The sequence below is a fragment of the Paracidovorax sp. MALMAid1276 genome (genome assembly GCF_049198005.1).
In the GTDB taxonomy this organism is placed as follows: domain Bacteria; phylum Pseudomonadota; class Gammaproteobacteria; order Burkholderiales; family Burkholderiaceae_C; genus Acidovorax.
Genome location: NZ_JBMIRS010000042.1, coordinates 1 through 18,940 on the forward strand (window position 1 = coordinate 1; position 18,940 = coordinate 18,940).

Annotated in this window: 23 protein-coding genes; 9 read left to right on the top strand and 14 right to left on the bottom strand. The window is 56.0% G+C overall.

Going from position 1 to position 18,940, the window contains the following annotated elements:
- From ACOQFS_RS02270 to ACOQFS_RS02280, 3 genes are all read left to right on the top strand, one after another.
- On the top strand, nt 1-293 hold a 293-nt coding region (locus tag ACOQFS_RS02270), incomplete at its 5' end, for a hypothetical protein (protein WP_421561369.1).
- A 16-nt stretch (nt 294-309) separates the two neighbouring features.
- A complete protein-coding gene (locus tag ACOQFS_RS02275; protein ID WP_421561370.1) occupies nt 310-840 on the top strand; it encodes a chlororespiratory reduction 6 domain-containing protein in 531 nt (176 codons plus the stop codon).
- Nucleotides 841-953: 113 nt separating this feature from the next.
- Nucleotides 954-1,475, top strand: coding sequence for a helix-turn-helix domain-containing protein (locus ACOQFS_RS02280; RefSeq protein WP_421561371.1), 522 nt, complete (start codon nt 954-956; stop codon nt 1,473-1,475).
- Here ACOQFS_RS02280 and ACOQFS_RS02285 read toward each other — a convergent pair.
- From ACOQFS_RS02285 to ACOQFS_RS02300, 4 genes are all read right to left on the bottom strand, one after another.
- Nucleotides 1,463-2,434 carry a hypothetical protein gene (locus tag ACOQFS_RS02285; RefSeq protein ID WP_421561372.1) on the bottom strand — a complete coding sequence of 324 codons (972 nt, stop codon included), beginning with the start codon at nt 2,432-2,434 and terminating at the stop codon, nt 1,463-1,465. The two genes, ACOQFS_RS02280 and ACOQFS_RS02285, sit on opposite strands and share 13 nt — an antisense overlap.
- Before the next feature lie 471 nt (nt 2,435-2,905).
- Entirely contained in the window at nt 2,906-3,151 is a 246-nt protein-coding gene (locus ACOQFS_RS02290; RefSeq protein WP_421561373.1) for a hypothetical protein, read from the bottom strand.
- 157 nt (nt 3,152-3,308) lie between these two features.
- Nucleotides 3,309-3,914: a hypothetical protein gene (locus ACOQFS_RS02295; protein ID WP_421561374.1), complete on the bottom strand. Its 606-nt coding sequence runs from the start codon at nt 3,912-3,914 to the stop codon at nt 3,309-3,311.
- Nucleotides 3,911-4,279 carry a hypothetical protein gene (locus ACOQFS_RS02300; protein WP_421561375.1) on the bottom strand — a complete coding sequence of 123 codons (369 nt, stop codon included), beginning with the start codon at nt 4,277-4,279 and terminating at the stop codon, nt 3,911-3,913. Before ACOQFS_RS02300 ends, ACOQFS_RS02295 begins: the two co-directional genes overlap by 4 nt.
- 591 nt (nt 4,280-4,870) lie before the next feature.
- Here ACOQFS_RS02300 and mobI point away from each other — a divergent pair.
- Complete coding sequence (gene mobI / locus ACOQFS_RS02305; protein ID WP_146186043.1) at nt 4,871-5,290, top strand: conjugative transfer protein MobI(A/C); 420 nt, start codon at nt 4,871-4,873, stop codon at nt 5,288-5,290.
- A 1,321-nt stretch (nt 5,291-6,611) separates the two neighbouring features.
- Here mobI and ACOQFS_RS02310 read toward each other — a convergent pair.
- Complete coding sequence (locus tag ACOQFS_RS02310) at nt 6,612-6,983, bottom strand: hypothetical protein (RefSeq protein WP_060987628.1); 372 nt, start codon at nt 6,981-6,983, stop codon at nt 6,612-6,614.
- 30 nt (nt 6,984-7,013) lie between these two features.
- Between ACOQFS_RS02310 and ACOQFS_RS02315 the strand changes: the two genes are divergently transcribed.
- Both ACOQFS_RS02315 and ACOQFS_RS02320 read left to right on the top strand, forming a co-directional pair.
- Nucleotides 7,014-7,376, top strand: a complete 363-nt coding sequence (locus ACOQFS_RS02315; RefSeq protein ID WP_146186044.1) for a hypothetical protein — start codon at nt 7,014-7,016, stop codon at nt 7,374-7,376.
- 373 nt (nt 7,377-7,749) lie between these two features.
- The gene (locus tag ACOQFS_RS02320) at nt 7,750-8,637 is read left to right on the top strand and encodes a hypothetical protein (protein ID WP_421561376.1); all 888 of its coding nucleotides are present in this window, start codon (nt 7,750-7,752) and stop codon (nt 8,635-8,637) included.
- A gap of 61 nt (nt 8,638-8,698) precedes the next feature.
- Here the strand turns inward: ACOQFS_RS02320 and ACOQFS_RS02325 are convergent, their stop codons facing one another.
- Nucleotides 8,699-8,962, bottom strand: coding sequence for a hypothetical protein (locus ACOQFS_RS02325; protein ID WP_108627287.1), 264 nt, complete (start codon nt 8,960-8,962; stop codon nt 8,699-8,701).
- A 237-nt stretch (nt 8,963-9,199) separates the two neighbouring features.
- Between ACOQFS_RS02325 and ACOQFS_RS02330 the strand changes: the two genes are divergently transcribed.
- Nucleotides 9,200-9,580 carry a hypothetical protein gene (locus ACOQFS_RS02330; RefSeq protein ID WP_421561377.1) on the top strand — a complete coding sequence of 127 codons (381 nt, stop codon included), beginning with the start codon at nt 9,200-9,202 and terminating at the stop codon, nt 9,578-9,580.
- Here the strand turns inward: ACOQFS_RS02330 and ACOQFS_RS02335 are convergent.
- From ACOQFS_RS02335 to ACOQFS_RS02370, 8 genes are all read right to left on the bottom strand, one after another.
- Nucleotides 9,561-10,085 carry a DUF6036 family nucleotidyltransferase gene (locus ACOQFS_RS02335; protein ID WP_108627289.1) on the bottom strand — a complete coding sequence of 175 codons (525 nt, stop codon included), beginning with the start codon at nt 10,083-10,085 and terminating at the stop codon, nt 9,561-9,563. The two genes, ACOQFS_RS02330 and ACOQFS_RS02335, sit on opposite strands and share 20 nt — an antisense overlap.
- Complete coding sequence (locus ACOQFS_RS02340; protein ID WP_108627290.1) at nt 10,082-10,756, bottom strand: helix-turn-helix domain-containing protein; 675 nt, start codon at nt 10,754-10,756, stop codon at nt 10,082-10,084. The genes ACOQFS_RS02335 and ACOQFS_RS02340 overlap by 4 nt, the downstream gene beginning before the upstream one ends.
- 636 nt (nt 10,757-11,392) lie before the next feature.
- Nucleotides 11,393-11,593, bottom strand: coding sequence for a hypothetical protein (locus tag ACOQFS_RS02345; RefSeq protein WP_108499163.1), 201 nt, complete (start codon nt 11,591-11,593; stop codon nt 11,393-11,395).
- Between the two features lie 259 nt (nt 11,594-11,852).
- Entirely contained in the window at nt 11,853-13,202 is a 1,350-nt protein-coding gene (locus tag ACOQFS_RS02350) for a HipA domain-containing protein (protein ID WP_108627291.1), read from the bottom strand.
- Nucleotides 13,199-13,516, bottom strand: a complete 318-nt coding sequence (locus tag ACOQFS_RS02355) for a hypothetical protein (RefSeq protein ID WP_199226546.1) — start codon at nt 13,514-13,516, stop codon at nt 13,199-13,201. Before ACOQFS_RS02355 ends, ACOQFS_RS02350 begins: the two co-directional genes overlap by 4 nt.
- 421 nt (nt 13,517-13,937) lie before the next feature.
- Nucleotides 13,938-14,615, bottom strand: a complete 678-nt coding sequence (locus ACOQFS_RS02360) for a YkgJ family cysteine cluster protein (protein WP_108627292.1) — start codon at nt 14,613-14,615, stop codon at nt 13,938-13,940.
- 83 nt (nt 14,616-14,698) lie between these two features.
- On the bottom strand, nt 14,699-15,022 hold the full coding sequence (locus ACOQFS_RS02365; protein WP_421561378.1) for a hypothetical protein: 324 nt from the start codon (nt 15,020-15,022) through the stop codon (nt 14,699-14,701).
- A gap of 160 nt (nt 15,023-15,182) precedes the next feature.
- A complete protein-coding gene (locus ACOQFS_RS02370; protein ID WP_158276469.1) occupies nt 15,183-15,356 on the bottom strand; it encodes a hypothetical protein in 174 nt (57 codons plus the stop codon).
- Nucleotides 15,357-16,521: 1,165 nt separating this feature from the next.
- Between ACOQFS_RS02370 and parA the strand changes: the two genes are divergently transcribed.
- Together parA and ACOQFS_RS02380 are read left to right on the top strand one after the other, a co-directional pair.
- On the top strand, nt 16,522-17,196 hold the full coding sequence (parA, locus tag ACOQFS_RS02375; RefSeq protein ID WP_421561379.1) for a ParA family partition ATPase: 675 nt from the start codon (nt 16,522-16,524) through the stop codon (nt 17,194-17,196).
- A gap of 9 nt (nt 17,197-17,205) precedes the next feature.
- Nucleotides 17,206-18,213, top strand: a complete 1,008-nt coding sequence (locus tag ACOQFS_RS02380; protein ID WP_108497336.1) for a ParB/RepB/Spo0J family partition protein — start codon at nt 17,206-17,208, stop codon at nt 18,211-18,213.
- Nucleotides 18,214-18,940: the final 727 nt, after the last annotated feature.

Genomic DNA, 18,940 nt, shown 5'->3' on the forward strand with positions numbered 1-18,940 from the left:
CGAATCCCGGATTTGAAGGTGAACAGGAAAGCCAACAGAATCAACGATCTACCAACACCACCCCCGCGCCAGTGCTGGGTTTGCGTACCGCCAGTTATTGCACTGAAAACAAGGGGACCCCCATGTACGCATCCGCGCAGCACCCCTACCATTCCTGCATCTGCCTGTTCGAACGCGGTGTGGCCAGCATGACCAAGGTCTCAAGCACACCGCTCGTGCAACCCGGAAGTGATCGCCTCCACCTCAGCGTTCTGCGCTCAGCACTGGGCTCTCAAGTGGCCATCGTCTCGTGAATCAGGAGCGCAACCCATGCCCATGACCCCCAAGCCGTCAGTAGTCCGAACCGATGCCGCTGGCCTCGCCGCCTTTGAGGGTGACGCGTTGCTGGTGCTGGAGATCTCAAAGCGTGAGATTGAAACCGGCAACATCGCCAGTGCTTTGGAACGTCTCCATGCAATCGCTGAGTCCAGAGAAACCGCCCTTCGCTACCAGGAGTGCCTGGTCATCCAGGTGGTGGGTTATGACACTGACCCGCGCGAGTTGGCGGAAATCCCCGAGGTGCGCGCCTTCTTTGCCCGACTCGCCAAAGAGTGGCCCCACTGGATGTGGTTCCTGCACAGGCGTGTAGGCGCGATCCATCTGCTGATGGCGCTGCTTTGCAAGGTCAAAATCCATCGCCGGGGGGCCAGTACAGGGACCGAGTTTCTTGACCGCTACGAGCTTGCCGCCCAGATGGCAGACCTGTTTCAACGCGGCAACGCTATGTTCGAGGCGTTCGGAATCAGCGAAGGTGAGGCTGAAGCTTCATGCGAGAGCGCTTGCTCTGAATTGGTCCCCTAGAAGACTCCTGCCCTAGTTTCACTAGATGGTAAACCCAACAGGATCGCAGGGACACCAGACCTCGCGCGATATCAGCGGATCTTCTTGGCTCGTGTGTCCACTACCATTTCCAAATGATTGAACCGCCCGTGACAACTAAATTCGATTTGTCGCCTGAATCGGAACCCGCAAAGGCCGATAACAGCAGCTCCTTTGGGCGGCGACTGAAATTAGAGAGGCTCAGGCTACAGCTATCTCAGCAGGAAGTCGCGACACATTGCGGCGTCGCGAGGACAACGCAGAACATCTATGAAAAAGACAAACGCTCACCAGGTTTGGACTACGTGCAAAAACTTGGGGAGCTAGGATTCAATCTCCCCTACCTGCTGAACGCAAAACCACCGCCGCCATCTATTACAGAGGGGCTTCAGGCAACCGCTGTAGCACTTGGGAACGCATACCGCATCGTTGACGAATTCTGTGTAGACAGCGCTGGCAATCGATTTCCCCTGGAAAGTAGGCTCCAATGTTTTCAGCTTTTGTGCATGACCATGCACGAAGACTGTAGAAAAGATTCGACCATGGGCACGCTGCGAGATGCGATCAAGAAATTGCCCGCGAAAGGATCTACCGAGCGAAAAGGTCAGTCCTGGTAGACGGACACACGCCGCAGCGTCTTTCCCAAAACGACCACCTCCACACTGCCGACCGTGTAGCCACCGAGCTGCCATCGGCGGCTTCCATCTGACGCCCGCTGCTGCTCCCCAAAGGCACCTGCCATCCGCTGCTCGAACGCAGACATGTCCTCGGCCGTGACGCTGCAGGTGACACCCACCATGCCCCGGCGCGGCTGGAAGTCGAATTGCACGGGCCGATCCACTGAGCAGGGAATGAAGCCGTCGCTCAAGCGGATCGGCGGCTGCATGCCGGCCTGGTAGCCCATGCCACACCCGATACCGCCTCCAAACGAATAGGCACTGCAGTTGCGGACATCGAAGCCATAGAGATCGCCAGCATCTCTGGGCGACATCCCCAGCGGAGCTGCGACCGACACGCCACCCTCATCACCAGGCTTGGCGATGTAGACCATCTGAGCCGAACCGCAGCTGGGGTACAGCCGCACCTTGTAGCTGGTACCGTCCTTGAGCTGGCTCGACACGTCGAAGAAGCCCTCCTTCGAAAACGAGGTCTTCACATTCCACGGACCCTCGTGCTCCAGCACCTTGCTGATGGCCTCGATCAGGCTGGACTCTCGGCAGGAGCCGCTTTGGGTAGCGGCGAACCAGGTTGCCTTGGCCTGCGCCGATTTCGTCACGTCATCGGTGCAGCGCAGCCAAGACTTGTCCGAGTTGGCGGCGGCATAGGGCCCCCAACACCACCCACGGGATTCAGCCATCTCCTCCGCGAGGTTCGCGCGGCTGCACGGAGATCCTGGCTTGTCCGAATCCCGTGTCGCCGCGCGGCACTCTACCCGCTGGTGCAGGGCCTCGGCCTGCAGCTTTTCATCGCTCATGGCACCGTAGGCCTTGCGCACGTCTTCGACGGTCGTTTCGCCGCAACCGCTCAGCACCAAAGCTGCGGCCGACACCAAAGGCAAGAGGACAAGAAGTTTCATTGGGCTGGACGGTAAGGGGAAGTAGCGAGCTTAGCCCGGAGCGTGCTCAACTGGCCCCCGCTAGCGTCCAGTTCGGTGAAGTCGTTCACGCTGCTCGTCCAAAACAAAGGGCTGACCACCGGTCAGCCCTTTGGCAAAGAGTCGAGCGCAATGTGAGAGCGCTGTTCTTCGCAAAACCCAATCAAAGGACCAGAACGCTCAATCTACCCGCGCCCTTCATTCAAAACAACTATCGGTGGATACTCGTAGCCCCTCTTCAAAAGGTATGCCTGTACTGCGGTGAATCTGACCTTGGCCAGATCCAGGTCCGTGAATAGTTCCTGTCTGCGCCCATGACGGCGATTTGTCTCGCCATACCAATGGCGGTTGATTACACAGGCATCGAACAGATCAACATCCAGGCTTAGGATGTACCGGCGTTTTCCACGAACAAACTCTTGACGCATACGCGCTCCGCAGAAACAGGCCTGCCTACGAAGTTTTGGCGCGCTTGCTGGCGAGTCCCACGGCCAGGTCTGTCAAGACCGCAGCTTGCAGGTTCTGCAGTAAATCCTCAGGCACTCTGGTCCAGGCCAGAATGGAATTGGGATATGCGCCTACTGGCATTCCGTGTTCATTGAGGATGCAGGTGGTATTCCCCTGAGTGAAAACACTGCCATAAATGACGGTAACCGATGGCTTCATCATCATTTCCAGGCCGAGGGAATCAAGGTACATCGAAGGGTCGTGGGCAATGACCTCCACATACCGCTCATTGTGAATACCGCTCCACTTACGGCAAGCCATGGCGACTCGGACTCCCTCCGGGGGGGGGCCCACAGTCCAAGAGCCAAGACTGGCGGACTGAGTGTTTTTCAGATCTTCATTCATTCAATTAACCCAAAGAACGTGCAAAGCTTCGAACGCCTTTGCCAACCCTGTTACTGGCGTCGGTCGTGGACGACACAACTGGAGGCAACTCGGTACTGCTTGGACTACCTGCAATCTCCTTTACCGGGTCAACAGGCTTCGGAAGAGACTCCACGTCATCTGCATTCGTCGATAGCGCAGGTTGTCTTGAGCGTGGACTGTCCGACGAAATCTGAGATCTAGGTTCAGCCGCCATAGATGCTTGTATTGCTGGCTTACTCCCGTCTACTACGATTTTCCCCGTCTCTGAATAGAGCGCCAGAAGTGCCAATATCCTCAAACGTTCGGCTCTAGCGCGCTTAGAAATACTGCTCAACTGATCTAGCAACTTGGGTTGTGTTTCGCCAATAAACACTGCGAACTGGATCGGTTCGAGCTGCCCGTAAACAACCCCCATGTTTACCGGAATGCCCCTGAAAGTTTCTGATCCGCTTTCAAGGTACATACCGATCATTGCCAAAGCCCTAAGCCGTTCTGATCTGACATTAGCCGGAATCCGCGCAAAAGCACTATGCAAAAGCGGGTATGCCTCGTTAATTTCGACAACGACTTTCAGGCTTTTGCCGCTCATACAGAAGCACCGCCGAGCAGCCAAAATCCACGCGCATTCGAAAGCACAGGATTTTTAGGCGATACCACTTTCAGGCGCGGGAATGCCTCCTGAATTGCCTGCTGGAAGAAGCAAGATCCACCGCCGACCAGAACAATAACGTCAGGAGACATAGTTTCCACACGGAGAGCCTTTTGAATCGAAGTGGCTGCGACAGAGGAAAGAGTTTCACTTGCCTTCTTGAGGAAAGGAGCAAGTTCGACACGCTCACCCATGAGCAAGATGCTTTCCTTGCCGGAGTGAATTGCATTTCCGAGCGTTTCGACACTCACTTTTGCTCCGTGCTCTTCGGAAATAAAAGTTCCCGCTTGCGCTCCCACCTTCATTACATAAACTTCACAATTAATCGCACTCCATTAGACACTTAATGCAATTACGTGCAATTCTTGTCGCAGGTCAACCGCAGCGTAGTCGCAGCAAGTACGCCTGGCGTCGGACGGTCTCGTAGCAGTACAGAGTGACTAATGACTCACTTCAACGAATTGCTCGGACAAAACGACGTTTTCATCATTTTACGCCTCTTGATCCTAATAGGATGAATTCACACCCCTCTTTATGCGGACTGCAAGATCAGCTGTTCCAGCGGCTCTTTGACCTAGTGGATTCATCCTATTAGGATGGAACGGCAAATAATGGATCATAAAGAGACCCAACCCCCTCCGCTCCCTGCGACATGAAAAGTCCAAAAAGCTGTGCATCCTAATAGGATGGATTGGCACCCTGAATCCTTCCTATTAGGATTGACACTTTTTCAAGCCTACACCTGAGGATGCTATAGGATGGGTGGATTCATCCAACTAGGATGGACCAGACCGGCATCTCCATCCCGGAAAAAGTGTGTTTTGAGCAGTACGGCCCCGTGGATGGATGTACCGGGTATCTCCATACACGGTAAAGAGATGGATCTACCCCCCGAAATGAACAAAGACGAACTAGCCCTCTATGAAGATGCAATCCAAGGCCTTGAGCGATGCATCGAGGTGCTCTATGGCCAAGCCATGGTCGCGGCAGACGAGTACATGAGCTTTGTGGATCGGGTTGAGGCGAAGGCGACAGGCTGGGAGTCCAGGTCAACACTGCAACTGTCATGTACCAGAAAGGGCAACCATTTGGATCTCAAATGGACGGGAATCCGTTGGTTTGGTCAAAAGAACAACCGACAATCCATTCGAGTGAGGATTGCGATCAATGAAGAATCAATGACCTATGCAAAGGACCGACTGAATACCTTTGCCAGAGAATGGGAAATTGATGAAGTGATGAAGACAGAAAAAAAAGCTTCAATCCATCAGACGAAAGTCAAAACACATTGTCAAGGCCATCATCAATACTCGTAATGCCATCCGCGTGTTGAAAGCGCAGAAGGGGGATGAGGTTGAGTCCGAGGAAGAGGCGGTCGGCTAGGGCCTATGTAAAAGCAATAGAACCCGCAGCTTGACCCACAATCTTCTTTTTTCACTTGCACTTAAATCTGGGCCCTATGTAGATGCACATGGGGCCTTTGACATTTCAGGGGTGGATTGATGTGCTCGCTGGATGTTTCCCTCGCGGCGTTTATGCTCTTCAGGCCCCGTGCTTTGACCCCCGTCTTCTTTCCCCCGAAGAAATAAGCGCTCCGTAGTTTGGTTCCATTGATCTCGGGGTTAGGCGATCACACTGGCTCTTCCTCTATACACATTGCGGTCTTTCGAGGCTGTTATTGAGGGGACGAATCGCCCCTCGCGGAATCGCCTCAATCGCGGCGATAGCTGAGGCCCTATGTAGATGCATTTCTATGTAGTTGCGCATCGATTTTGATGACGGCCCTCGTCGCCCAATCAGCCCGACAGCGTTTAGTGTTCGCCCCGCACTTCCGTAGCCTTAATTTCCGCCCGGAACCGGTATCTTCACCATCTGGTGCTCGGTATTTGTCCAGTTTCCAGGCTTCGCCTTTCAGCACCCTGTTTCACGGCTGGAATTGGCATATGAATTCGAAGGCCGACTTGCGACAACAGTAAGATTGCGATGGCGAGCGTTGGATACGACGAGCTACGCGGAAGCCATTCGGCCTTTGGCGTTTCTGGCGGTGGTCCGCGTCGGGTTTTGATTCAGTGGTAACCCAAGGAGAATTCCGCTCTCTGAGCCCGGTGACGCGCGGCGGTGCAGAAATCGCTCTCGTGACCTTTTTCACCGAAAAGCCGCCTTTGCCGGTCTTAGTGGCGCAGCCCCCCCGGCGCGACCCTATAAAGCGGGAATTGCTCTCCGCTGCTTTCTCGAATCTCTGCGGGCCGAGGGTTTTTCGTCTCCCGTAATAGAACCCCAAGATCCTCCGATGGGCCTCCTAGCTCACCAAACGCCCTCAGAGCCCCAAAGTAATTCACCCCCCGGCTGGAGTTTGGAAGCTTGTTTTTGGGGCCTCCTGCGCCTCATTACATGGCCCTCCCCCGTTTGGTTAGACCCGCTCTATTTCGGAGTGGTTTCAAAAGGTGGCAGCAGTTTTCTAGCGTAGCCCCCAGAGAAGAGCAAAGCTTCGCGGATTTCCTGCTCCCCAAGCACCCGAGCATGGTCCACAAGCCCCCGCCAGACAGAGCCGTCCTCAAAATAACGAGCCTTCACGATTTCAGCGTCTAGATCTGCGGCTATGACTTGCCTATACGGCTCTAGATCTTCCAAATCAAATTAGCCTTGGTGGAGCGTGGAACTCGCGAGATCCAGCAATATGACGCCCGCTTTTTGCAGCTGGTATCCGTCTTCATAAAACCGGCGCACTCCCACGCGAGCTGCTTGGACCAGAATGGATGTGTCTGCAGTTGGTCTGCGCAATGGCACGACTACTCCGCGCGAAAACTGGGGAAGTGGCCGAAAAGGCGAGCTGTGGGCAAAGCCATAAAGCTGGCCCGCGAAACTCCCCTGCTTCCTGAGTTTTTCTGCCGCGCGTGACGCAAACTCACTCACGGCCTCCAGTAATGGCTCCAGCGTTTTCACCGGACGGCCGAAGGACCGCGTTACCGCGATTTGCTTTTTATCGGTGGGCACATCTTCCAGCGCCATGCACGATTGCTGCCCTTTTCACCCGACCCCGTGAAACTCAGCCTGGGCTTCAAGGGGGATTCGCTCTCCGTAATCAACGTGCAGCGCCCCGACGAGGTGATGGAGACCAAGATCCGGCAGGAGCTGGAAGCCAAGTACGGCTCGCCGACGCTCGATGATGGACGCAAGGACGAACAGTGCATCTACCGGAACGGCAACAGCTTTACCCTGAAGTCGGGCGTGATGTCAGTGCGCTGGAAGGATGACGAAACCTCGACCACCACAGATCTGAACCTGGTGCATTGCCAGTCGTGCCCGTCAAACCTCAGCAGCGGCATGGTCAGCACGCAGCCATCCCGCAGCCTCTCCATTCAGCGTCGGCCCGCCCCCGCCAAGGCCAGCGGGCTCTTCTGAGCGCCCTCCTCCCCCTCGGGGTGGCAAAAGCGCCTTTTTGCTCAAGTGCGAAGCACTCACGAGTGAGAAAAGCGGTTGAACTCAACAGGTCGGTTGTAGGGGGCAGAGCGCACGCAGCCTGATCCCGCTTTCGGGCGGGGCATGTAATCCAAACAAATCACACTTTTTGCCCTCGGTCCTGCGCGATATACTTGCAAGGCCACCCCTGGGCGCGCGCCGCTTGCGGCGTTGGGGGGTCTATTGAGACCATGGCCTGATCACCATTTACAAACCCTCGATCCTCTTTCTGGACTGATGGAGCTTTGCGAATGCGCCCTCCCAAGCTTTGGCCCGAAAGCGCCAAGGCAGCTCCATCGTGAATGAAGGAGTTCGAATGAAGTTGTATGTCAACGATGGCGCCGTTTTTGCCGCCAATGTCAACCTTAGCCAAGCTGCCAAGAAGGCAAAATCCCTGAAGTACGTCGAAACCGTTGAGGAGGGCGAGAATCTGATCGCCCAGCTGCTCGGACATCGCGACTTTTTCGAGGTGCGACATCTCGCCAAGAAGGGCGCAGCCAGCCGCAACATTGCGCACCTCGACGAATTTGCTATCTACGACCTGTTGCACAAGAAGTCCGTGACCAAGGGCGAACCGTTCCCTCGCGATCTGCCCCGTCAGTTCAATCGTCCCTGGAAGGATCAAGCCCTGCAGCTTCTGGATGTGGCGCTGGCCAACTGCAAGCCAGACGAACTGGATTTCGTGGCTCTTGTGGGTGGTCCTGGATCTGGCAAGACGATCCTCGCCAAAGCCCACAGCGTCAAGACAGGTGGCTACTTCATCGACGCGGACCTGTACGCGTGGTGGGCAAAACTCTCACCTCCGCGTAACGTTGCGCCGGCAAACTATCTGGACCGCCCAGCGAAAACGCCCACAACGACCGGCACCAACGCGCGTTTCGTTGCTGCCCGCGAGTGGCAGGCAACAGGTATGGACCAGCGCACCGAGGCCAAGGCCTCAGGAGTCTTTCGTGTCCCTGAACTCGGCTTCCCGATGGATGAGATTGAGGTCATGGAAAGCAATTCTCCGGCTCGGGCACTGGTGCGCAGCAGCCCAACGGTGATCGCCTTCGGGTCTCTAGATGCCGTACAGAAGGCTCTTGACAACGCTTGGCATGCGTACTTGGGCGGCCAAGCCAAAACCGCCCGTCTGAACTGGGGTGTAGCCCACGTGGTTTGCTTGGATGACATGACAACGCACACGCTGCGCCGTAAGTCGGGATAAGCATTCTGGGGGTCCGGCATATGCCCGAGCCCCCTCCTCAGCTCCAAGGGTCCAGCTTCACTTAGCTGTCTGCCGCGTGCCTGATGAGCATGCAAACCGCCTTGTAGCTCTCCATCACCAGAAGCGTGCGGGCCCCTTGATGCACTCCGTGACCAGAGCAGGTTTCATTGAGCGTCAACTTCGTCTTCACACCCGCCGCGTAATTGGCGCTTGCCACATCGACCACCGTGGTGATCAGGTCCACCTGCACCAGCGCGCTACGCGGTACTACCAGGTCATCGCTGGAATCGTTGACGACAGTCAGGTCGATGCGGGGAGTCGGCATGTTGGGGCGCTGTCAGACCATCAAGGTCTTGCCAGTCTTGTTGGCCATATCGCCCATGCTACTTGATGGCCCTGAAGGAAGTCACACACGCGCATGCCCTGGCGCTCCCCCGAAAAACACACGAGCCCATGGCCCGCAGTCTCACTTTCCGGTTGCTGGAACGAGTGCATAAACGCAAACCAGAGGCCGGAGGAAAGTGAGCCCGTTGAACAGATGACAGTGGCAACTCTCGGGGATGTGGCCATCATCTCCGACAGCGGGGAGCAGTATCTACGCGCAATCAACACAAAGGGCATGAACCGCGACACGCTGGCAGACAGCTTCATTGGTGCAATCCAGGCTGAGCCTTCACGGCATCCCCTGACTTTCCAAAACCCATATCCCGGTGGTCATACGCTGGCTTGTCTCGCAACACACGACTGTTTGCTGAGCCACGTTGTGCTTTTCGGGGTCTTCTACGCCACGTTCATAACGCGCAATCCATCGGGTTATGGCGGCGACTCCAGGGTGTTTTTCATCAACCCGGCATCTAGGGAGTACAACGCCAGCGACTTCAGCTGCGAGGTTGCCGCAGGGCGAATCAAGGGCTTGGGGAGACCTACTTCGCCCAGCGCTTGATGCGGGCTACCAGTCGCGCGATTTCTGGAGGCTCCAGTGGCATTGAGGGAGCAAGTTCGAGACACCTTTCAAGGGTCACATACCCTCGACGCAAGAGCCCCGTGCAAAACTCCTGATCCTTCGGCCTGGCTGCAGCCGCCTTCGACATGAAAAGGTCTTCAACGTCCAAGCACCAGCCAATGAAGCTGTCGGTATTCCCGTTCTGCACCTTCCATAGCCGTTCCTCCCACCCCTGGGGCAGGACTGCAGTCTCTGGGCCCACGCCTTGGGCATAAAACCCGTTCGCAAGGTGAAACTCGGAGCCCTCGCCCAGCACCCCTTCGATCTTCTCCGCAAGCTCAGGCGCGTACCTGGGATAAATGTCAGCCTCTGCAGACATCTTGAACTCGGGGTCTGGGTAGGGAATCTTGCCCAGAATGGACTGGCTCCCGATCACAACGAATTCGTACTCTTCGGTGATCGCACCGCTCGCCCGGATCAGATGCTCCAGTTCGTGGCGATTCATGGAAGGGGCCCTTCCGCACCAAAAACAATCCCCTTCTTGAGAGTTGAAACATGACTCAAGATGCTTTCGCGATCCTCTTTCGAGAGCAACGTGGGCAAAGGAGACGCCTGGCGTAGCTCCTGCGCATGTCTCGAACGGCCCAAAACCTTGCTCCACTTCTTCGCCATGAGGATCTTGAGCCACTCTGCGTAAAGGGTGTGCGAATGCGCGTTGCCACTTTTCATCCAGCGATTAACAGTCTCCTTGGCTTCCTCGATCAGCTCGGGATTGGCCCGCACCCGCTCCACCGCCTTTTCGTGAAGAACCAGGCTCAACAGATCCTGCGCCTGATGCCGCTTGCTGTCCGCGCTGATCATGATTTGAACCTGAGGCGCTGGTCGGTGTGACCGGGCCGCCGCCGTACCAGGCTGCGCTGGATGAACCATATCTCCCGCCAAAAATGCCAAGTCAGCGGCCACGCCTAGAACACCCATCACCCGCAGATAGGTGCCCATGGATGGGCCTGGATCGCCAGCTTCCACCGAAGCGAGTGTCATGCGGGAAATGCCAGCGCGTTCAGCCATCTCGACCGTGGTGAGCTTTCGCGCCTTGCGCAGTCGGCGCAGGCGATCACCCAGCTGCAATAGCAACTGCCGGTGAAGGACGAGAGAATCAGAAGGATCGGGTTTCATTTGGCTAGTATTTTATACAAACGACCTATCAATGTCCATATTTCTAGCCACATGAAAAGGCGCGACCACATAGCTAATGCGACGACAAAGGCTCCTGCTCAATCAACCTTTTGTCATGACATACCAACGCACATGGCCCTCAGGCGGCTGGGGCGCGTCTGGTAACTCGACTGCAGTCACAAGGCGCTGGACCAGCCACATGACCTTCCGGCCCGAGCAAGAGGACCCTTGGCAAGCTTATCCACCACACCATCGTCCCGAATGCCCAAAAGCGGCTGCGGGCACCGCACTGAGCCCCCAACCATGGCGATCTGGGTTCCCAGCGAAGATCGCCCTTGCCCTGCCCTTATCCATGTGGGGCCTCACAAAGATGGCCTCGAAGTCCTCCACAGCCTTCGGACTTGGGGCCATGCGCGTAACGGGCACCTGCGGCTGTGGGCCCGACACAGAGGTACCACAAATGGCCGTCCAGCAGCGCAACGGCAATAGGGATGGCCAGATGTGCATCTCTGCCCGTAGTTCCCGCTTTTCATGGCATCACGAGAACGTCGCCAATCCGAAAGGACGTGGGCGAAGGTCAGGGACATGGATTCTCCGAAACGGGTGCGGTCGGCTGGCGGTACGTGAGGGTTTGTTTCAGGGGTGCGCGCAATCAGGCATAGGGGTGCCAGGGACACCCCGCATCACCTGCGTGCTCACGCGGTACTGCGCGCCGCGCTTGGTCGTGAGCACAGGGGCGTAGCTGTAACCGCCGCTGTAGAAGCTGGATGGCAGTTCGGCCAGGGAGCCCCCGGCCCGCAGAGCGCTGAGAACCTGGTCGAGTCCAGCAGATTTCATTTGGTGGGGGCGCCACGCTCACCCAATCGTCCTCTGCATGGGTATCCTTCGATGCGTCAGTCGTTGCTGGCGCCCCGTTCTGTGGGCCTCTGGGCTGCTTGATGACTCTTATTGCAATTCAATAGCCAATTCAAAGCAGTACGGCAGTTGCTTTGTCAATTTCGATGAAGGAACTGAACCCGCCCAATTCAGCATTTGGATAGCGTCCAATTCGGCATTCAACCCATTCACGGGCTTCCTCTGCTGGGCTCACTTGTCGCTAGGCTTGGGGGGCCTTAGCAGCCGGGACTGGCAAGCGGACGCGTCTGAGCATGTCCGCAATCACAATCATGCGGATGGAGCGCAGGAGATGGCTTTGTGCGCCGACAGTTTCGCGGGTGGGCGTGCCGTTTGGCCCTGTGGCGTCGCGCATAGTGGCTTCCAGCTTGTCGGCGATGTCTTCTGCGGCCTTATCCAGCTTGCTCACGATCTTGCCGATCTCGCGCGCGGCAGTGACCTTGTTGAGCCCCAGCTCCATGCCGGTTTCAAGGAGCTTTTCGAAAGTCACTTCAGCAAAGAAGGTCGCTCCTGCAACGGGAGTGGCCAGCTTTTCGTTGGGCCAGACGGCATCGCCGTCGCTGTAGACCCGCGTGTGATACACCGCCGTACACAGGAGGTCGTAGAAGGGGGCCACTCGCTTACCCTCCTGATCCACCAAAAACGAGATGTTCTTCAGGTGCGAGTCCGAGTTGCCCACCATCGTGTTGAAGATGATCCAGCGGAACACCTCCAAGCGCGCCACCACTTTGTTGCGACACTGGTCGATGAGTTCGTTGAGCTTGGGGAGGGTGGCGCTCGTGTACTTGTTGAATGCAGGCTCATTGAGCAGCTGGATGCCGTCGAGCGCATGCACGCGGTCGGGTTCGATATGCCCAGGCGTTCGGTCGAAACGCTCGATGATGAACACTGGCTCCGGGAGGTACAAGTGCCAGACACTGGGCACGGTGAGCCCCAACCGAGCAGCCAGCAGCATGGTGAACGTTTCGTTGATCACTGAGTGCGGATAGCCCTCGGCTGTCGAATTCGGCTTGAGGATGTGGGTGGATGGCGTGCCTTTCAGGGGCTCGCTCAATTCCTGGCTCTTCGGATCAAAGAGAACCACCATCTTGTGCTGAGCCCCGGCCAGCGACATGCGCTTGGGGGCATCCTTGTTCAGAGACGCCCTCGGCAGGTTGCGGATGCGTTGAGACAGGTCTTCCCAAGTGAGCGGCTGCATGCCTTTTTCAGGCTGCGGTGCGCCCTCAGCCTGCAGCACCAGGGCCCCAGCCGACTCCATGCCCATGCGCTCCAGCATGCCGAAGGCATCCGCGGATTCCACGTTCACCTCTTTCGCCAGCACCTGGCGCATCAGCTCCTCGGGCAGCAGGTTGTCAAAAAACCATTGCACGGGCCGCGACGATGAGCCGTCCACCTGCCAGTCGGTGGATAGCGGAAGAGACGGGGCCAGAGGGAATGCGCCGGGGCTTGCCAACCAGGTGCCGGCATACTGGAACGCCCAGATGTTGTCGGCATCGCGCAGCGTGCCCACCAGTGCTCCGTTGATGAGGACTTGGAGCGTGCGGGTGGTCATTCACGCACCTTTTTGATGATCATTTTGTTCTCGGTGCTGGAAAGGAGAACCATGTTTGATTTGGGTAAAAAGTGCTCAAAGGCCCGCTTCACAGCGGATGCCTGCGAATCTGGCACCTCCAACAGCACCCGGATACCAAGCTCATCGAGCACCTTGAGCACGCGCCCGAACTGAATGGTGTCCTTGCCCTTCTCCAGGTCGCGCAGGAACACATGGCTTACCCCAGGCACATCCTCCTGACGAATACTGTTGACCTTGCGCATAGCGCGGATGGCCACACCGACGCTCTCAACTGACGTTACCTGTATCTGCATGTACACGCTCCTGAATCTCAATGATCGCTTAGTTTTAAGCCATTATGGACCCTGGTAGTAGTCAAACGCAACGATCTATTCGTTTTGACCATCACCAGTGGGTTTGAGGCTTAAAACTAAGCACACCATTCGATTCTGACCTTCAATACATCGTTGAAGCTAGTCTTCGAAGCGAGCGTTGCGAATTTCTAGGATAGGGCTAACGGCGAGCATCCCGGATGCCAACTCTGCGGGAGCTGGTAGCCTGTCATTCTCGAACGCCCCACAATGCTGTGCACCGTCGAATCGAGGAGACAGCGTGAAAGACTGGGGACATCTTTGATCTCGCGCGTCACATTTATCGAATGACGAGTAATGCGCTCTTCCTAGATCCAGGTACGGTTCTTGTCCCGCTCGTAGGTAACTCTTAACGACTCCCTGCTCACTGTTGCTCAGTCATCGGGAACCAGTTTCTGATGTCGTCGTAATCCTGGTGAGCCCCAAGGATGACAACCGAATCGACGTGGTGTTCCTGGGTGTTCAGGTAAGGGACATTGATGGTGCTGCCCTCCACGAGCTGGCACAGCAATGCGTCCTCATCCATGTTCAGGAGAAGCCTGCATTGAAGGGGGCGGCTTGAGTAGATACCACAGACATCATCCTTCAGGAAGGTACAGGGCTTGCCAAACGCTTCCTGCGTCGCCGCCTTGTAGCTCTCGCTGTCCTCATCCACGTTGGCCATCGTGTACTTCCCTGCCAACGGGTTCATCGGCGCACCGGTTTCCTTGGCGATGACCAGTGCCTCGGCTCTGGAGATCATCACGGCGATATGGCAGCAATGTGAGCAACCCTTGCGGCATGCGGCCAACGGCGCAGCACTGCCCGTGACGCTATCAGCCGCCTTGCGCAGCCATGTCACCCGCTTGGCCACAGTGCCGGCCTTGGCAGCTTGGTCGAGGAGCCGGGATTCCTGCCTGCGATCCACACCTTTGAGCGTCTGCAGCTTGGCCTCCACGCGTTCGCGCAAGCCTTCCCATCGGCGCTCGATGCGCCCCATGACCTCGGGGGCGGAGGTTTGAACCTGCCCACCGGGCACGACGAAGTCACTGTCGGTCTTCATGGCTTTACCCCAACTCCAATGGGTTCGATGCCTTCATCCAGCGCGGCACAGCCAACATGACGGTGAAGGGGCAAGTTGGGGGCTCATGTGCGGATACTTGGAGTAGTTGGCGCGACTGATGCCAAGAACTGGCCTTCCACCGCTCCAGGATCAGTTTTCGATGAGAAAGTAGCTATCAACCTCCCGACTGCCGTCTCTTCCTTGAGGTGAGCGAACAATTGGAGATCTACAGCATGTTCACGCTGCTCGGCTTCAAGGCGTAGCTTTAGATCCTGTTGCAGCTCGCCCAGGTCATCCAGCACATTGAGCTCATACGGCACGTAGGCGCAGTCGTCCTCGCTGCCCAGGAAGGCACGCGCGCACCGAGTGTCGCATATCGACAGGGCCGACAGGTCCTTGGGGGACACACTACCTTGCTCCATACAAATTCATCAATCTGGCCATTCACGCATACGGTGAAGGTTTCCTGAGCGTAACCAAATTGGGCCATAGCCACATTGGCGTTAGGGAGAAATAGCTCTGACTGGTTGACTGGTCGCGAGCCCTGCAAGCACGCTTTAGAACCCGTTAGCCCCCAGACTTTCCGCTTCCATTGCCGCCATAGACGGTCGTCAAGCCCTTGGCTCCAACTTCCAACTGCTGGTTTTCAGCGTTGACGTTGCGCAAATTCTTGATGACGAGCAACTGGATCCCGATCTCAGCCTGGATCGGTACCGGTATCCGGCCTTCGGCAAGAGGCAAGGGCTCCTGTTTCTCTGGATCAGGTATGCCATGTGCCACCTTGAGCAGCGCATGAAGGTCATCTTAATCAGCGGGCGTAAGCACATTCTTTACCAGCAAGAGCGCCGCTCCACCAGGCCTGGAGCCCTTTTGTCCAAGCCCATAGTTTCCGCGTCGTCAACATGACCTCTCCTGACTTGTCAGTCATACGATTTCAGTTAATCCATTGAGGCTGGATCTATTGGGTGCTCAATGGCGTTCTCAAACGTGAGAAATTGCCAAGGGGGCGGACATAGAGAAGACTGGCACGCTGGACGGGGAAAGCATCTTCGTGAGGACCGCCTGAATAGAGTCGCCGCGTCCGCTGCGCTCCACAATCTGCTGAAGCTCGCCCACCATGGTCAGCCCCCAAGAAGCCGCCTTCCCCTGATGGGTCAATAGCGTTGGTTACTTCGAGCCCCACGGGGTCTGGGCCCAACGCATCACTAAGCGTGCTCGTACCCTCCTTGGGTCGATGCAATCTGGTTCCTCGGTCAGTTCAATGCACATGATGACCTGAGTTATAAACGATCGTGGATGTCTCGAGCGCCGGGGCTTTGCCCCAATGATGCTCTTCCCTTAAGCCACCGCAAGCTCTCAATTTCGACGTTATCCAAACAACATTTCAAAAAAGCCAGCTCTGCATTGAACATAGCCGCATAACCACACCGCCCAGAACTTTCAGCGCTGAAAGTTCACCCTCGCACCCGCACTCAATAAAAAACACAAATTAGAAATTTTACAAAAATACAATGCACGAACAATAAATTTTACGCACCAACAAAACCGCGACACCCCACCGATCACGCACTCCCCCACGGGGTCCAACCTTCAACCCTCAGCACCAAAAGCCCCGCAACCAATCGCACCAAAACATCGCCGCCCAAACATAGCGCGCACCAGGCAACACAACACCAAAAGGCCGATCAACAACCACCCCTGACTCAACTTTCAGCGCTGAAAGTCAAGCCATAGCAACGATCAAAGCAACACAGAAGTCGTTTTGCAAAAACGCATGTGCGATAAAATAAACAGCATTTTCATTAATTTGTTATTGAATTTCATCTGAGTTTGATACAATCCCCTTCGCGGAGAATCCGGCAAGACTTTCAGCGCTGAAAGTCTGCCAACCTATCAGGAGCAGGCAATGACAGCAAAAGTGGTCACCGTGTTTAACCAAAAGGGCGGGTGTGGAAAAACAACCATTGCGATGAGCCTCGCTGGATCATTCGGGCTTCGCGGATATTCATCACTTGTCGTAGATATGGACCCGCAGGGGACTGCAAGCCGCTGGGCAAGTGCCGCCCCCGAAGAGCGGCCATTTCCAGCTTCTGTGATTAGTCTTGCTCCTATGGAAGGAAAGATGCACAGAGAAGTAAAAAATCACATAGATAAATTTGATGTGATTTTTGTAGATTGCCCACCGGCAATGAATTCTGCAGCCCCCACGTCGGCCATGTTGATCTCTGACTTGGCTCTCATACCGCTGGTCCCGAGTCCGGCGGATATCTGGGCGGCGGAGTCTGCCAAAAAATTGGCGGAGGCAGCACAGGCCAACAACGAAGAGCTCGTCGCACGAGTCGTTGCTAACATGGTCCAGCGCTCGACTTCACTAGCCAAAGAGCTAATTGAATTATTGGAGGAAGATAAGGAATTTCCTCTTCTAAAAACGTCCCTAGGTTCGCGAGCGGCGTTTAGAGAAGCCCAGATTCTGGGGTCAACCGTTCATCAAGTGCCACGCGCCACAGTTGCAATGGAAGAGGTGGATTTGATGGCAGAGGAAGTGCTTCACCTTTTGCACCTTCCTTCGCGCAAAAATTAAGGACAAAAGATGATTTCCAAAGTCGACCGCAAAGCTGCAATGCGAGCGTCCCTTTCGGCTGAAAAGCGGGATGTAAATGCGCGGTTTGCAGCGGCAGATGCCGTGCTTTCCGAGCGTCCAGGTGGCCTTGGAGGTGTGCCCCCCCCCCAAGTCGTCCTCGATGAGGCACAGGCTGGTCGGACTTTCAGCGCTGAAAATACTGGTCCAGCGCAGCAGCGAATTGTGGCAGCTCCTCTTGATAGAGTGCACGAAAACCCACTGAATGCCCGTCACATTTATGACCCTGACATCGTCAAGGAGCTGGCGGCGTCAATTGCAACTCGTGGTCAACTCGTTCCAGCGTCTGCGATCGCGCATCCGACCATACCAGGTGACTACTTGCTGATCGATGGCCACTATCGAAAGAAGGCGCTCGCTGCAGCTGGTCAACACAGCATCGACCTGGTGATTCGCCCACACGAAGGTGATCTCGAGCTCTATCGCGTGAGTTGGGTGCTCAATGAGGAGCGTAGCGCGCAAAGTCCCTTAGACAATGCATTCGCGTGGAGAAAATTGCTTGATAAAGGCTTAGTGCAAACTGAGTTGCAAATCGCTGAGCTCTTGGGAGTGTCGCTCTCGACGGTGAACAAGACCATTGCGTTGCTGAGCCTTCCGACTGCTGTGCTCGACCGAATGCGCGATCGGCCAGAGAAGTTTGGCGTATTCGTTGGGTATGAGATCACGCTTGCTGCCAAGAAGGTGAGCGAGATAGAAGTGCTTGCATTGGTAAATCGCATCATCGAAGAAGATCTGTCGTCGCGTGAGGTCGGCGCCATACGCGCAAAACTCGATACTGGCGATAAACGCAAGCCTAAAGAAACATCGCGCCAATACAAGATCCAACACACTGGCCAACAGATCGGATTCCTCAAAGAATGGGACTCAGGAAAGGTCTCACTTGAGGTCGTGCTTGCCGATCCAAAGGAGAGGGCAGCACTCGTTGCCGAACTCAGAAGCCGTTTCGGTCTGTTTGACTGATCAAGATGTCGGCCAAAAGGTGAGCCTCTACAGGGAGCGAACAATGCTCCCGAAGAGGACCAAGGGCCCATAGAACGGACTGGAGACTCTTTAGGGACGCGAAAAGGGGGTGACTGTCCTTCCCGCCTTAAACCGAGACCTTTGATAGCCCGTATCGGTCCCTTCTTCTTTCTAAGGTGAGTCTTTACGGGGAGTGCCGCTCCACCGTTGTTTCAGCAGTCGGCCTACCAATCCGTCTCCACCGCCGGAGTGCAGTGCCAGAGCGACCTGCGCTTGCCAATCCTCAAAAGGTGAGCCTTTTCAGGGACCCGTCGCAATCGTCAGCGCGAAGGACCGGGGGAAGCATTCGAACACCCCGATATGTATTAAGGTGAGCTTTTACGGGGGCTAAAGCCAGGCCCGGAAACCGGAGCGAAATGTTTGCAGTCTGCATTCGGCGGATCATCACCCCGAAACTCCCAAAAAGCGCCATATGGATGCCTACTTCATCGAGCCAAAGGGCATGTAAAGGCTCAAAGGTGAGACTCCACAGGGACTAGAAATGGCGCCCTAATGAGATTCCAGCATCTAGGATGTGTGCACTCACACACAGGGAAGAGTATTTAACAGCTATCTTGCACACAAAGGTGAGTCTCATCAGGGACCAGCGCGGATGAGGTTCCACTATGCGTAGCCCGCACGGCTTCCTGTAAAGATTGGGTATAGGTGAGCCTTTACGGGGGGGCCT